We start from the raw sequence: 14,713 nt of genomic DNA, 5'->3' as shown, positions 1-14,713 counted from the left end.
GGCTAGGATCGCTTCCGCTGGATCAGGGCGAGCAGCGGTCCCAGCTCGCTACGCAGCATCCGAAACGGTGTCAGGGCCTCGCGGAGCGCGGAGAGTAGCACCCAGGCCAGGGTCGCGACCAGGGCCTTCTGCCAGAGAACGCCGTGCCCGAGAGCCTCACCCAGCCCCAGCGCACCCCCCAGGGTCACCCAGGAGATCAGGAGCGGTCCAAAGAGATCGTGCAGCAGGGTCGCGCTCTGCGGGTTGTGGCGGCGCACCAGCACCCCGGAGACCCAGAGCTCAAACGCACCGGTCGCCAGCCCGATAGGGCCGTAGCCCGCCAGCCCGAAGCGTGAGATCGCCCAGTAGCCGGTCACCCAGCGCAAGACCGCCATCCCGACCGTCACCCACATCCGCTCGCTCGCCTTCCCCAGCGCGTTCTGCACCGAGCAGACCGTCCCCAGGAGCATGCTCACCACCGCCTGAACACACAGCCACTGGACAATCGGCACGGCGGGTGCCCACTTGGGGTGGAGCAAGAACGGAATCAAGAACGGGCAGAGGGTCACGAACGGGGAGATCGCCAGGTCAAAGATCGCGGTCAGGCGGCGCACGGCGCTCTGGAGAGCATCGGCGAGGGCGGCGCTATCGGCCTGCAGGCGGCTGTAGGCGGGGTAGGCCACCCGCACCAGCATGTTGTTGATGGTCATCGGGATCGACGCGATATTCCCCGACCAGGTCACCAACCCCAGAGCGCCCTCGGTGAGGAGCTGCTTGAGCACGGGCACCATCCAGAAGTCGCCCAGGGTGGGAATGAGGGCATTGAGCTGGTACGGGAGCCCAAACTTGGCCAGCTCCTTGACAATCCCCCAGCGGAAGGTCCCCCGCGGGCGCCACGGGGAGGCGATCCAGATGGCGATCAAGCCCGTAATCCCACGCGACCAGTAGCCCGCCACCAGCGCCCAGACCCCGTACTTCATCAGGGTCATGGTAATGGTGACGAGCACTTGGACAACGCTCTCCAGCATCTCACAGCGGGCGATGGCATCGAACTTGAGCTTGCGCTCCAGCACGAGCATCGGGATAAGGCGCAATGTCTGCAGGAAGACCCCAAAGCACAGAAACAGCAGCACCAGGGTCGCGGTGTGGTTCATGTGCAGGCTCGTACGGATCAGTGGCAAGAAGGCTAGGACGCCGCCCACAAAGAGCCCTGCCAGGAGCTGCTGGCTCAGAAAGACCGTGATGAGCTCGTCGTCGGTGGGCTCGGTCCCCTTGCGCACAAGCGCCCCCGCGAGCCCCACATCCGAGAGAAAGCCCCCGATCCCAGTCAGCTTGGAGCCAGGCCCAAAGTTATCGAAGTCCAGGTTGGTCAGAAAGACTGAGGTCGCCTTGGTGGAGAAGAAGCGCAGACAGACCTGACCGAACCCCAGGAGGGTCATGATCTTGGCGCCCTTTACCGCCTTCTGGGTAACCTGGGCGACATGGTCGCTACTGTCTTGGGGAGGCGTGGGATCGGAGGGTGTTTCCATGGTGCTTGCCTAGTTTGCTGTGGGGCTCTGCTGGATACGGATCGTGGCGGTTGTCCAGGGGAGCCAGCGCTGGTAGGTAATCGGCGTGTCGGCGGTGTCGATCAGGCCGGGAATGGGGGTGGTGACCACGAAGTAGCGGCCCTCCACCGACGGGGTAAAGCGCCACCACCAGGGCACTTTCTGGCTGGTGGGCCAGACGCCCCGCATCTGCTCGTCGGTGAGGTCTCTGTAGGCATCGACGGGATTATGGATGCGGGCATCGTTGATAAAGCCCTTCTGCTCGGTCTCGGTCCAGCAGTCAAACTCAAAGTTGGCGCGGATCTGGGTGGCGGGCACGCCGCGCTTCTCCAGCGCCTGCACCGCGGTCGCCTCGGCACGCAGAAACGCCAGGTAGTCGTGGGAGACCGCGACACTATAGAGGCCAAAGAGCGCCAGCGCGGCCCACGCGGCCTTGGGCAGGGCACGCCCCGCGAGGCTCCGTAGCGCGAGGATGGTGACCAGCGGGAAGACGGGAATCAGGTAGCGGTCCCAAGACATCCCAATCCCCGCACGGGAGAGCGCGACGAGCAGATAGGGGACGCTGTAGAGGGCCAGGATCACCACCCCGTGGTCGGTCTTCTCGGTCTGGGCGGCAAGGACGCGCTGGAGGGTCTTTATGAGCGTGGCTCGCTCGGCGATTGCCCACTCGACCACGCAGAGCGAGCTCAGGAGCGCGACCAGCGAGAGCACCAGGCGCGGGAGGGTGGAAAGCACGAGCTCTGGGTCCCCCAGCGCGGTATCGGCGGGCCGTAGGACTCCAAACTCGGAGCAGATATTGTAGCTCCAGGGAAAGAGCCACTTTCCGAGGAAGCACGCCCCTGCACTCGCCAGTGCCAGCACCCCAACGATGAGGCGCCCCTTCCCCGCTCCCCCACCCAGGCGCGGGAGGACCACAGCACTCACGACCGGGAATAAGAACAGTGTCACCCCCATCAAGAGCCCCAAGATGGTCAGCAAGCTAGGAACCGGGTTGTGGACAATGCCCTTTATCCCCGGCACAACCGACTCCCCGAGGGCATAGGGCTGCTTGGTATACCAGAGCGTCAGCGCCACCGTCCCCACAAGAGCCACCGCCGCGCCCCCCAGCGCCAGAGCGCGCAGCTCACGCCGCCGCCACGCGATATAGCCCAGCGCAACCAGCGGCACCAGCCAGAAGAGCTGACGAATCGCGCCCGCTAAGAGCCCGGTAAGCACCACAAGAGCGATCCAGAGCCCCGCTTTCTCGCGTGTCCCCTCTTGTAGGTTCTGCAGGAAGACAATGGAGAGCAGAAAAAGAAAAAGACCGAAGATATCGGTCATGAAAGACGCCGCGAGAGGGAGAACAATCGGTGAGAGAAGGGTCGCCAGCGAGCCCAGAGTAGAGAGATTGTCGTCAATACCAGCGCGTCGGTGTAGACGATAGAGCAAAACCCCACAGCCAATAAAAACAGGAAGTGTACTTAAGCGTAAAACCGTGAAGGAAAAGCCAAAAAGTTTAATCCAGAGCGCTCCCCAGAGTACCTGAGGCCCCACCATTGCCGCTGCCCAGCCGTTATAGACAAACGTCCCAGAACGCGCAAACTCATAGGCCATTCGCCCATAGCACCAGTCGTCGTTCCAGCTAATCTCAGCAATCGGATTGATCAGAAGCACCGCAAGAGCGGCAACAATTGCGACAATCCATGCCCCTCGATTGACCATTACTTTTCCACCGGCTCATTCTACCATGCCGGTTTTTCCCTACTCGACCGTGCCACGGTTGTTCTCCCGGACACGATCAAACAGGTGGTAGCCGGGGTCGAGCAGGACCGAGGTCGGGCGAAACGGGGTCTCCAGCGTGACTGTCTGGCGCGGCTGGGAGAGCGCGATAAACTGCGTCTCACTGGCCGAGCCCCCATCGAGTGCGACAGCGATACTGTCGTGGAGGGGAGCGGGTTTCTCGTTGCCCTGCCCATCGGCGCGGACTTTCTGTGCGGTCACCGTGAGCTGGGTCTTCCAGCGGCGGGTTCCGGGCACGGGCTGGCACTGCGCCGAGACCACCGCGACATCACACAAAACAATCTGGCGGAAGAGCTCATCGATGCGCTGCCGGTCCCCGGGAAGGTTCTCCTCCAAGTTGAGCACGAGGTTCTCTGCCGTGGGATACGGTGCCCCACGAAACGCCAGGACCCGCACGTAGTTGCGCAGAAACCGCTCTAGGTGCTTTCCGGCCAGCCAGTGCAGCGCATGAAACGCCAGAGCGCCCTTGGGGTAGCTGATATAGGCCTGCCCTTGTGCCGTCACCAGCGCCTGCTCTTCGTCGGTGTCCTTCCCACGCCCCTTGAGGTACTGGTCCGACGAGCGCTCCAAAACCTCTTGCGCCGAGAACCCTGCCTCCTCCGCGACCCGGATAGCCGTGTACTCCGCGAGCGACTCCGCGAGGAGCTCCGCGCCGGGGAGCTCTGCGCCGGTCACCTGGTGCCCCCACCACTGGTGCGCCACCTCGTGCGCCGTCACAAAGAAGGGAATGTCCAGCGCATCGGGCTCTACCTGGTGGATAAACCCTCCCTCTTCGGAGAACGGGACCGTCCCCGCAAAGGCCTGGGCCGCAATCGCCTCCCCACGCGCCGGGAACTCGACAATGCGGAGCTGGGCAAAGGGGTAGGGGCCGTAGCTCTTGCTACAAAAGGCCAGGGTGTCCTGCGCGCCCCGGAGCATGCGCTCGACATTCCAGGGGTGGTGAGGATCGTAGTAGACCGTGATGGGGATATTCTTCCAGGTGACTGTCCGCTCCAGGTAGCGCCCCGAGACCACGGCCCAGAAGTAGCGAATGGGGCGCTCCGTGACATAGCGAAAACAGCGCCGCCCGCCCTCGCTCCACTCGCGCTGGAGCTTTCCCGGAGCGAGGGCGCGCTGGTTAGGAGCAGTACGAACGGTGGTCGTGAGGTCCACGAGGTCGGCATCGGAGGCGATATAGCTCCGCTGGATGGCAAGCGCGTCGGGGAGCCGGGGACGGGCCTTCAGGCTCTGCTTCTTGCGGTCGGCGGCACGGCTTAGCTCCGCATCGCGCTGGTAGCCCATCCGGGGGGCGAGGTTCTTGAGAAAGGTCCCATTCTCCGCGATATCGATGCGTGCGCCCGTTGCGGCAAACCCCGGCTTGTCCCAGAGCAGAGAGAATGCCAGTGTCAGCTCCTGGCCCGGAGCGAGCGGGGCCGCCAAGCGCCAGATTTGTACTCCCAGCCGGGTGTTGTTCTCAAGACGCTGGGCAGTAGGCCCCAGAGCGAGCTTCTCGACGGCCAGCGTGCTGTCGTAGCCGATAAAGAGCTCCGTGAGGGGCTTCTGGGTGGTGTTTTTAAGCGTGTACTGTCCCGCTAGCCGAAAGGCGCGGCGCTCCGGCCAGAGGGTGATATCCAGGTCGGCGGCCGTGATACGGGGCTGGGGCGCCTCGCGCCAGCGCGGCCCGTAGAGCCGCTCGTAGTCGGCGCGCTCGCGGTTTTCTAAGGCCGCGTTCGTGAAGCGATGGACTCCATGGAAGTTGTAGAGCAGCACCGCCGTGCTCGCGGCCACCAGTGCGCCAAACGGGACGATCACCCGCCGCCCGAGCCGTAGGGTGAGCGTCAGGAGTAGAGCTGAGACCAAGAGCCAGTGCCCGCCCAGCCCAAGGAGCTGTGGGGCAAAGGCCGAGAACCCATCGAGGTCGGAGTAGTGCCACTCCCCTACCGAGCCGAAATCCAGAAGCGGGTGCTCAAGCTCTAGCAGCTCCGCGAGACTGGGAATAAAGGTCGCCACCAGAAACAAGACATGCCCAAGGAACTTATTGGGCGCGATTGAGTGGAGACAGAGCGCGATACTCAGCAGGCAGACCAGCGTGACCCCGTGGGCACCGAGGACACCTAGTAGGTACGCACGAGGCTCGGGGACAATGCCGTGGGCAACCTGCAGGAGCATCGCCAGCCCGCAGAAGAAGACCCCCATCAGCAAGATCGCCCCCAGCAATGCGACAAACCGGGCGAGGGTTACCGTGGCCCGAGAGAGCGGGAGCGCGTCGATCAGGGGGGCCACCCGAAGCAGGCGATCCTGCCAGCAGAGCTCCCCGACATAGATCACGCCGACGATCACATAGAGAACGGAGAAGAGATCGCCCACCTCGGTGAGCATGCGGACGGTCGTGGGGCGCAGGGCTGTCCCTAGCAGGCTATCTTCTTTGTTAACCGACGTAAAAAACACAATCAGCCCTAGGACGAAGAAGACCCAGAAGGGCCAGCTCGTGACGAGCTGCTGGGTGGTGAAGCGTACCAGGTGGACAAAGCTTCGGAGCGCCGACGGCCTCGGCACGACACGGGGAATCGGCGTTGTAGGAGGTGGTGTCGGGCGCTCTCTTCGCATCGAGCCGCGCTGCCGTCGCGCGGGCCCCTGTGCCCGGAAGCGGAAGAGCGCACTGCCCAGAAGCAAGACAGCCAGCCCTAGCCCCGCCCAGAGACAGCGATTGAGCAGAAGCGAGCCGTCAAGAGCGGGGAGCTGCGTGTTTTTCTGTGCGGGCGACCAGTACTGCGTCTCCAGAGAGAGCATGGTCAAGCCGTAGGGATCGAGAATCGCTGCCGCCGCTCGGTTCTTGATCCCGAGCGCCAGCATCGCCCCAATGCCGTAGCAGACAAAGAGGCTCACCCCGATAGCATAGACTGCAAAGAGACTTCGGGTAAGTGCCCCACAGACAAAGAAGAGTGCGCTGGTCAGCAAGAGATTGGGGAGGAGGACCACACCGTAGCAAAAGAGATAGGGTGCGAGCCGAAACGGCCCCACGTGGCTGGTGTCTCCCGGAAGGTGGGTCCCAAGCCAGAGCCCCAGCGGCAGGGCGAGAAAGAGTGCCGCCACGACCACAAAGCTCCCCAGAAAGCGCCCGAAGTAGTACTGCAGAGGCTTCAAGCGCGATGTGAAAAACAGCTCGTGGACACGGAGCTCGTAGTCGCGGAGGATGCCGGTCCCCGCGATGGCCGCGACAATGGGGCCGACCAGCAGGCAGAAGATCCCAGAGATCGTCACCAGCGAGACCGGGGCGTTGACCAGACCGCGCCCCAGCTCACTGTCGTTGCGCTGGCTGGCGAGATAGCCCGCGGCAGCGATCAGGATAAAGAGAAACTGTCCCCAAGTGGACGCCTGTCGAGACCGGAGTAGGAGCTCCTGCTTGAGGACCGTTAGCATGCGCCTACGCCATCAGCGCACGGTGGCGCTTCTGGGACTCGTAGAGGTCCCGCCAGATGGCGTACTTCGCATCGTGGAAGGCGCGGGTCGCGGGGTTGGGCAAGATCGTCTCCCCCGCTCGTCCCATGGCCGTCATGGCTTCGGTGACCGTAGCGTAGTCCCCCGACGCGTGCGCGGCGAGGATCGCGGAGCCTAGCAGGACCGACTCGGGCTCTTTCCCCAGCGTGATGGGCAGGCCACAGGCATCGGCGTGCTGCTGGAGCCAGAGGGGGTTCTTGGTTCCCCCGCCTGTCGCGACAATCTGGGAGATCGTGAAGCCCTGGGCATTGGCCGCCTCGATAATCGCGCGGGTGCCGTAGGCCAGCGCTTGAACGGTCGCGACATAGAGTCGTGTGTCCTGCGCCAGCGACCGATCCAGCGAGAGCCCCTCGACCACGCCCCGCGCGTGTGGGTCCGCAAACGGGGAACGGTTGCCAAGGTGGAAGTCCAGGACGTGGAGGTTGCGCGTGAGATAGGCCACATCGGTGAGCCCCTCCGCGACAGCGAGCTCTTGGGCCTCGGTGTTGAGCAGCGCATAGACCGTCGTGCTCGCCGCCTCCGCCCGGTAGGCCAGGTCGCGGTACTCGCTGGAGTCCTCGATCACGAAGTCGATCAGCGCGCCGGCCGCGCTCTGCCCGCCCTCGGTGAGCCAGTAGCCGGGCACCATCGCGCCAAAGTACGGCCCCCAGACTCCGGGGACGAAGATCGGCTCCTTCGAGGCCGCCATGTGGCAGTTGCTCGTCCCGCCGATCAGCGCGATAGAGTTCTCTAAGTCCGCCGCGCCGAGCAGCCCCAGCCCCCCCGCGTGGGCATCGATAATCCCCACCGCCACAAAGCAGCTTGTCGTCAGGCCAAAGTGCGCCGCCGCCTCCGCCGTCAGTGGCCCAATGCGCTCCCCGAGTGGCCGGATGGGGTTGCCCGTGATCCGGGGATCGTCGAGGCCGAGGCTTGCCAGAAACTCGTTGTCCCAGCGCCCTTCGTGGCCGAGGTAGGTCCACTTGCAGACATTGGTGCAGAGCGAGCGCACATCCTGCCCCGATGCCTTGTAGGTCAGAAAGTCGGCTAAATCCAAGAACTTGGTCGCCTTCTCCCAGGTCTCCGGCAGGTGCGTCTTGAGCCACTGGAGCTTGGGCGGCTCCATCTCCGGCGAGATCGCGCCCCCAACATACTTCAGGACATCGTGGCTCCCGGCGTTGATGGTATCGGTCTCCGCAATCGCGCGGTGGTCCATCCAGACAATGACATTCTGCTCCGCGCTGCCACTGGGGCTCACGGTCAGCGGCGTGTCCCCCGCGCCCAGCACGACCAGCGAGCAGGTAGCGTCAAAGCCGATCCCCACCACGCTCTCCGGCGCCACTTTCGCCTGCGCCATGGCCCCGCGCACCGCGATCCCCACCGCGCTCCAGATATCGCCCGAGCTCTGCTCGACAAACTCCGGCTGGGGCCGCCATAGCTTGATCGGATGGGTCGCCATCCCCTTGCGTGCGCCGTCGGCCACCGCAAAAACCCCCGCCCGCGCCGAGCCGGTTCCCACATCTACTCCGATGACAAATCGTTCCATGAAGCGATTTTACCCGGATTTTGTGATACCCTGACCCCGCTCCCGCCCTCTGGGGAAGTCCGGTGTGATTCCGGCACTGTCGCGCAACGGTAATCGAGCCTTGGCTCCGAGTCCGATCGCCAGCGGGGGCGACAAATCCCTCGGCCTGCGCGCAACAGGCTAGAAAGAAACGTTTGTGAAATTCCCTCTTCGCCGGTCAGCGGCCTTTACGCTGATCGAGCTTCTTGTCGTCATCGCGATTATCGCGATTCTCGCGTCGATCCTCTTCCCCGTCTTCGCCCAAGCGCGTAGCAAGGCCCGGCAGACCGCCTGCCTCTCCAACACCAAGCAGCTTGGGCTCGCGGCGCTGATGTACGCCCAAGACTACGACTCCACGCTCCCCCTCTTCTCCTACGGCGACTCCCAGACCTACTGGGTTGGGGCGCGCGGCGGGTTCTCCGGACCGCTGGACAAAACGCGCGGGCTGATCTTCCCCTACCTCAAGAGCGGCGCGCTCCAGCGCTGCTCGGAGTACGCGGGGCCAGCCAATCTCGGTGGCACGGGCTACGGCTACAGCTCCGTGCTGGCCGGAGAGCAGTGGGTCAATGTCGGTGGCAGCTGGGTGATGCAGCCCCAGCCTGCCACGGAGGCGGCGATCTCGCGCCCCGCGGAGTGCCTGCTCTTTGCGGACTCGGGCAACCGCACCGATAGCGCGGCAGTAGCACCAGATGGCATGAAAACAAGCGCCGCAGTCACCGAGACCATCACGATCCAGCCGCCGAGCGCTTGGTGCTATATGGGGTACGGGTGCACGTCGTCGCTGGACTTTCGCCACCACGGCTTCGGCAATATTGTCTTCTGCGACGGCCACGCCAAGGCGGTCGCCCGCGCCGCGTTTGCCGCCAAGCTCCCCGTGAGCGAGCAGCAACCGGGGATTGTCTACCGCGGGGATTACTGGATGGCAAAGTAGCGCTTACTGTGCGGCTGGTTGCGAAGCCCAGTCTTCAAAGACCAGCCGCGCTTCATGCTCCGCAATACGACTAAAATCCCCGGTATTTCGCGTGACGACCGTGATCCCAGTCACGACTGCCGAAGCGGCAATTCGGCAGTCATTGGGTCCCATTCGTTGCAGACTCTTTGGCCATGATTGGTAGAGACTCTCTGCAGCATCGGAGTAACACAGGATTTGGAAGAGCTGAATACGGGCAAGCACCAGCTCAAGAAGGGCATAGCGCTGTACCAGAGAAGCCTTGCCCCGCGATGCATTCCCCTCCGCCTCCGAGATCGAGGCCATCGCGCCCCTGAGAATCTCGCGCACCACAACGGTACTTAAAAAGATGGACTCCGTATTGGCCATGATTCGCTGAGCCATAGCGGAGTTGGGCACGAGAAGCTCACGAAACGCATTCGTGTCCAGGAGATACTCAGGCAATGCTTAGGGCTCCACACCGTCGCGATCTTGCTGGCGAAGTGTCTCCAGCCAGCGATCTAGGTCTTCCAGTGCCGCAGTGTGATCTTGTGCCCCAATCGGCTGAGGGAGCAGGGAGCGTACCACCGCCCGGTACCGGACAGGATCGAGGAGCCGTAGTAGCTCCGCACTACTAACGATCGAGCGCTCCAGCCCCTCAATGACCGAAAGTTGTGGTGGTTCCAGTGTTGCAGCCATGGCTGAATTATATCAAACCAGATGCCGGGTTCGCGGTATCATAATCCCATGCTCAAACGTGGCGTGTTCAAGACCTTGTTTCAGTCGGTGGATGCCCTGGTCACAGGGAAGGGGCGCATCGACGATGACCTTTTCGATGAGTTCGAGGAGGCGCTCCTCGCGGCGGACCTGTCGTTTCGCACCACGGAGCAGGTCTTGGAGCGGCTCAAGGGGATGGTGCGCGACAAGCGCATGTCCACGGCGCAGGAGGTCCAAGACGGTCTCAAGATCGCGCTGACCGAGGCGCTGGGCGATGCCGGCGACACCAAGCTCAAGGTCGCCGAGAGCGGGCCGACTCTCTATCTCATGGTGGGGGTCAACGGGGTCGGCAAGACCACGAGCCTCGGGAAGCTGGCCTACCGGGCCTCGAAGAAAGAGGGCAAGAAGGTGATTCTCGCGGCGGGCGACACGTTTCGCGCCGCCGCCGCCGAGCAGCTGGGAATCTGGGCGGAGCGCGCCGGGGCCGAGCTGATCCGCCAGAAAGAGAACGCCGATCCCGCTGCCGTGGTGCATGATGCGATTATCGCGGCCAAGACGCGCGGCGCGGACTTGATCCTGGTCGATACGGCGGGGCGCCTGCACACCAAGCTGAACCTCATGGAGGAGCTCCGCAAGATCGGGCGTATCTGTGAGAAGGAGCTGGGGCGCAAGCCCGACGAGGTGCTCCTGGCGCTCGATGCGACCACGGGTCAGAACGCCGTGCCGCAGGCCAAGCAGTTCACCGAGGCCGTGGGGGTCACCGGGATCGTGCTGGCGAAGCTCGATGGGACGGCGCGTGGGGGGATTGTGATCACGCTCCGACAGGAGCTAGGCGTTCCCGTAAAGATGGTAGGGGTCGGTGAGGGACCAGAGGACATGCTGCCCTTCAACCCCGAGGTATTTGTCGAGGCACTGCTGGGATAGGTCTCCCCCTAACCCCCGCCCGGCGGGGGGACAATAAGGAAATACCGCATTCCCCCCCCCGCTCGGCGGGGGATGGGGGGGAATTTTTCATGGTATCCTGAGACCTATGTCTGCTAAACAGTACGACGCCGCACCGGCGTTCACCATCGACCTCTCGAAGAAATACACGGCGACCATTGAGACCAGCGCCGGGACGATGACGGCGGAGTTCTACCCCGAGATAGCCCCTCAGACCGTCAATAACTTTGTCTTTCTGGCCCGCGAGGGCTTCTATGAGGGCGTGATCTTCCACCGCGTCATCAAGGGCTTCATGATCCAGGGCGGCGACCCCACCGGCACCGGCATGGGCGGTCCCGGCTACAAGGTGCGCGCGGAGTTCAACGACCTCCCCCACACCCGCGGGGTCTTCTCCATGGCCCGCTCCCAGCACCCCGACTCGGCAGGAAGCCAGTTCTTCATCTGCCACGGCGATCCCCGCTTCCTTGACAAGCAGTACACCGGCTTTGGCAAGCTCACCGCAGGCGATGATGTCCTGGAAGCCATTGCCACCGCGGCTACCGGACAACAAGACCGACCCATTGCGCCAGTGACGATCCGCACGATTACGATCACGGAAGCGTAGACCACCTTGGCAAAAGTGCTAGTGAGTGACCCGGTCGCGGCGGAGGGGGTTGCTATCCTCCGCCGCGCTGGGCTGGAAGTCGATGTGCGCACCGGGCTCTCCGGTGCCGAGCTCAAAGAGATCATCGGGGAGTACGAGGGGCTAGCTGTCCGCTCGGAGACCAAGGTCACGGCGGAGATTCTGGAGGCGGCCCACAAGCTCAAGATCATCGGGCGCGCCGGGGTCGGGGTGGACAATATCGATGTCCCCAAGGCCACGGAAAAGGGCATCCTCGTGGTCAACTCCCCCGAGGGCAACACCATCGCTGCCGCGGAGCTGACGGTCGCGCTGTTCTTCGCCCTCTCGCGCAGTGTCCCCCAAGCCCACCAGAGCATGAAGGCGGGCGAGTGGAAGCGCAGCAAGTTCGTGGGTGTCGAGCTCTATGGCAAGACCGCAGGCGTGATCGGGCTGGGCAAGATCGGGCGCGAGGTCGCCAAGCGGCTCAAGGCCATGGAGATGCCCATCCTCGCCTACGACCCGTTTCTGGGCAAGGAGCAGGCCGAGGCACTGGGTGTCCAGCTCGTCGATCTCGACACGCTCTACCGCAACGCGGACTTTATCACGGTGCATGTCCCCAAGACCAAGGAGACCACGGGCCTCATCTCCGATGCCCAGCTCGCGGTGATGAAGGACGGTGTCCGGCTGATCAATGTCGCCCGGGGCGGCATCTACGACGAAGCCGCGCTCTTGCGGGGGCTGGAGTCGGGGAAGATCGGCGGGGCGGCACTCGATGTCTGGGAGAGCGAGCCGGTCGCGCCCGATAGCCCGCTGGCACTGCACCCCAAAGTGGTCGCAACCCCGCACCTGGGCGCCTCGACCGAGGAGGCACAGGTGGGCGTGGCGGTGGATATCGCCGAGCAGATTGTCGCCGTGCTTCAGGGCGGCAGCGCCCGCGCCGCGGTGAACATGCCGTCGCTTCCAGCGGAGATCCTGCACCGTACCGCGCCCTACCTCACGCTTGCGGAGAAGATGGGCAGCCTCAAGGCGCAGCTCGCACGAGGCTCCGTCACGGCGGTGGAGATTCGCTACGAGGGCGAGTTCGACACGGCGCAGACCGTCCACCTGACGCGCGCGGTGCTCAAGGGCCTCTTGGTCCCCGCCCTGGGCGAGTCGGTGAACTATGTCAATGCCCCGGCGCTGGCGGCCTCGCGTGGCGTCAAGGTCACCGAGTCCCGCGGCCCCCGCAGCGACGACTACGAGCGGCAGATTACCGTGCTCGCCACCGACGACCGCGGAACGCACGCCGTGACAGGAACGGTCTTTGGCAAGAACGACCCCCATATTGTCTTCCTGGACACCTACCCCGTGGACTTTCGACCGTCGGGCCACCACATCATGGTGCGCAACCACGACCGGCCCGGCATGATCGGCAAGATCGGGACCATCCTGGGGGAGGGCGGGGTCAATATCGCGGGGATGTACGTCGGCCGCGACGAAAAAGACGGCACCGCGGTGATGGCCCTCTCGGTCGATACCGCCGCCTCCCCGGAGGTCACGGAGACGATCCGTAGCCTCGATGGCATCCTCTCCGTCCGCCACGTCGTTCTGTAGCCCTAGCCACCACAGCCGAAGAATCCCCGCTCCTTGATGCAAGTCGCCACGGCAGCGGGGACATCGGCCTCCCAGCTACTGTCCCCCTCCTCGATCTTGCGCAGGACATCGCGGGAGAAGATGTGCAAGAACTCCCGGTTGTAGAAATCCAGGCTCTGGATAAAGCCATTCTCCACCAAGTGCTCGTAGAGGCTCTGAAGGTGGGGTGCCACTTTTAGCTTGGCGACATTGATGAGCTGCCGACTCGCCTTGTCCATCAGCGGGTAGACATAGAGCCGCAGGTCGTTCTTGAACAGCCGCCCAAACGACTCCAAGATCCCCCCGCCCAAGTCCTCGTAGTAGCGCTCCTCAAACAGGTCCTTGAGGCTGGGAATCCCCATCGTGATCCCAATCGGGAGCTTGGTGTAGCGCTGCAAGTAGGCCGCCAAGCGGTAGTACTCAAAGTAGTCCGAGACCAAGACCGTGGCTCCCGTGGCGGCGAGCAAGTCCGCACGGGCCAGAAAGTCGGCGTAGTCGATCTCGCCACTCGCCAAGAGATTTTTCATCGTGATCTCAAACAGCACGACTGTCTCCTGATCACCCCCCGGACTGTCGGCGAACTGCTGCTTAGCGCACTGGATCATGTCCAAGTTGACATGCGTCACGGGCCGAAACGAGCCGCGCTCCACCAGGATGCGCTTCTTGCGGAGCACCTCCGACGGCTGCAAGACCTCGCCGTCGGCGGAGAACAGCGCGGCGTTGGAGAGCTCGAGCTGCACCAGCTTCAGGGCCATGAGGCGGTGGTCGATCTCCTCGAACGCGGGCCCACTGAACTTGATCATGTCCACCTCGATCCGCTCTGCGGTGAGGCTGTCCAGCAGGTCACTGAGGATCACATCGGGGTTGTCGTAGTGCAGCAAGGCCCCATGAATCAGGTTCACCCCGACAATCCCGAGCGCCTCCTGCTGGCTGATGTTGTCGGTATCGAGCATGCGGACATGGATCACCACCTGGCTGGCCTCGAGCTCGTTGAGGCGCTGGAACTTGATCCCCATCCAGCCGTGGCACTCGTTGGTGCCGTGGAAGTTGCGCGCCGCGACCGTGTCGGCAAAGACAAAGAAGTCGGTCTCGGGGCCACGGAGCGGGCTGAGGCGCTCCCGCAGTAGAGAGAACTCATAGTCCAGCATGGTCTGGAGCCGCTCGCGGGAGACATAGCGCGGCGACGGTCCGTAGATGGCATCGCTGACGGTCATGTCGTAGGCGGAGATGGACTTGGCGATGGTCCCCGCCGCGCCGCCTGCCTGGAAGAACCAGCGCACCACCTCCTGCCCCGCCCCAATCTCCGCAAAGGTGCCGTAGAGGCGGGGGTTTAGGTTGACCTCCAGCGCCTTCTGCTGGGTCTCGGCCCCCCGCCGCGCGGTGTTTTGTTCCATGCCTCATCCTCTCCTAAAAACAAATACCCCCGACGAATTCCATCATCGGAGGCTGTGCGAGGCTATTCTACCCGATACGCGGCCCCTCATGAACGAGGGGCGCTCGCTTCGCTCCTGGCGCACGCGCCACAAAGTCGCTCCGCGACATCACGGCCGCAGGCCAGAAGCGAAGCGGGCCCGCCTCGTCCATGAGGCCGC

12 protein-coding genes and 1 riboswitch are annotated in these 14,713 nt (G+C 63.8%); of the genes, 4 read left to right on the top strand and 8 right to left on the bottom strand.

Going from position 1 to position 14,713, the window contains the following annotated elements:
* Nucleotides 1–2: 2 nt before the first annotated feature.
* Genes HNQ39_RS17590 through HNQ39_RS17575 form a run of 4 tightly spaced genes read right to left on the bottom strand, consistent with a single transcriptional unit; the run spans nt 3 to nt 8,304 of the window.
* Entirely contained in the window at nt 3–1,508 is a 1,506-nt protein-coding gene (locus HNQ39_RS17590) for an oligosaccharide flippase family protein (RefSeq protein WP_184199338.1), read from the bottom strand.
* Nucleotides 1,509–1,517: 9 nt separating this feature from the next.
* Nucleotides 1,518–3,227, bottom strand: coding sequence for an ArnT family glycosyltransferase (locus HNQ39_RS17585; protein ID WP_184199335.1), 1,710 nt, complete (start codon nt 3,225–3,227; stop codon nt 1,518–1,520).
* A gap of 39 nt (nt 3,228–3,266) precedes the next feature.
* Nucleotides 3,267–6,704: an ABC transporter permease/M1 family aminopeptidase gene (locus tag HNQ39_RS17580; RefSeq protein WP_184199332.1), complete on the bottom strand. Its 3,438-nt coding sequence runs from the start codon at nt 6,702–6,704 to the stop codon at nt 3,267–3,269.
* 4 nt (nt 6,705–6,708) lie between these two features.
* Nucleotides 6,709–8,304 carry an FGGY-family carbohydrate kinase gene (locus HNQ39_RS17575; RefSeq protein WP_184199329.1) on the bottom strand — a complete coding sequence of 532 codons (1,596 nt, stop codon included), beginning with the start codon at nt 8,302–8,304 and terminating at the stop codon, nt 6,709–6,711.
* Between the two features lie 39 nt (nt 8,305–8,343).
* Nucleotides 8,344–8,433, top strand: a riboswitch (adenosylcobalamin-variant (AdoCbl-variant) riboswitch).
* Nucleotides 8,434–8,479: 46 nt separating this feature from the next.
* On the opposite strand from HNQ39_RS17575, the gene HNQ39_RS29665 reads away from it, so the two are divergent.
* A complete protein-coding gene (locus HNQ39_RS29665; RefSeq protein WP_221290082.1) occupies nt 8,480–9,253 on the top strand; it encodes a DUF1559 family PulG-like putative transporter in 774 nt (257 codons plus the stop codon).
* A gap of 3 nt (nt 9,254–9,256) precedes the next feature.
* Here the strand turns inward: HNQ39_RS29665 and HNQ39_RS17565 are convergent, their stop codons facing one another.
* Both HNQ39_RS17565 and HNQ39_RS17560 read right to left on the bottom strand, forming a co-directional pair.
* Nucleotides 9,257–9,715: a type II toxin-antitoxin system VapC family toxin gene (locus tag HNQ39_RS17565; protein WP_184199326.1), complete on the bottom strand. Its 459-nt coding sequence runs from the start codon at nt 9,713–9,715 to the stop codon at nt 9,257–9,259.
* Between the two features lie 3 nt (nt 9,716–9,718).
* Nucleotides 9,719–9,949 carry a hypothetical protein gene (locus tag HNQ39_RS17560; RefSeq protein WP_184199311.1) on the bottom strand — a complete coding sequence of 77 codons (231 nt, stop codon included), beginning with the start codon at nt 9,947–9,949 and terminating at the stop codon, nt 9,719–9,721.
* A gap of 48 nt (nt 9,950–9,997) precedes the next feature.
* On the opposite strand from HNQ39_RS17560, the gene ftsY reads away from it, so the two are divergent.
* From ftsY to serA, 3 genes are all read left to right on the top strand, one after another.
* Nucleotides 9,998–10,891 (top strand): signal recognition particle-docking protein FtsY, encoded by an 894-nt coding sequence (gene ftsY, locus HNQ39_RS17555; protein ID WP_184199308.1) that lies wholly within the window; start codon nt 9,998–10,000, stop codon nt 10,889–10,891.
* Between the two features lie 106 nt (nt 10,892–10,997).
* Entirely contained in the window at nt 10,998–11,513 is a 516-nt protein-coding gene (locus tag HNQ39_RS17550) for a peptidylprolyl isomerase (RefSeq protein ID WP_184199305.1), read from the top strand.
* Nucleotides 11,514–11,519: 6 nt separating this feature from the next.
* Nucleotides 11,520–13,103, top strand: coding sequence for a phosphoglycerate dehydrogenase (gene serA, locus HNQ39_RS17545; RefSeq protein WP_184199302.1), 1,584 nt, complete (start codon nt 11,520–11,522; stop codon nt 13,101–13,103).
* A gap of 2 nt (nt 13,104–13,105) precedes the next feature.
* On the opposite strand, the gene HNQ39_RS17540 is transcribed toward serA, so the two are convergent.
* Both HNQ39_RS17540 and HNQ39_RS30310 read right to left on the bottom strand, forming a co-directional pair.
* A complete protein-coding gene (locus tag HNQ39_RS17540) occupies nt 13,106–14,515 on the bottom strand; it encodes a nucleotidyl transferase family protein (RefSeq protein WP_184199299.1) in 1,410 nt (469 codons plus the stop codon).
* A gap of 67 nt (nt 14,516–14,582) precedes the next feature.
* The gene (locus HNQ39_RS30310; RefSeq protein ID WP_281380284.1) at nt 14,583–14,705 is read right to left on the bottom strand and encodes a hypothetical protein; all 123 of its coding nucleotides are present in this window, start codon (nt 14,703–14,705) and stop codon (nt 14,583–14,585) included.
* Nucleotides 14,706–14,713 lie beyond the last annotated feature (8 nt).

The sequence above is a fragment of the Armatimonas rosea genome (assembly GCF_014202505.1).
Lineage (GTDB): Bacteria > Armatimonadota > Armatimonadia > Armatimonadales > Armatimonadaceae > Armatimonas > Armatimonas rosea.
This window is presented reverse-complemented; position numbering and strand designations above follow the sequence as displayed.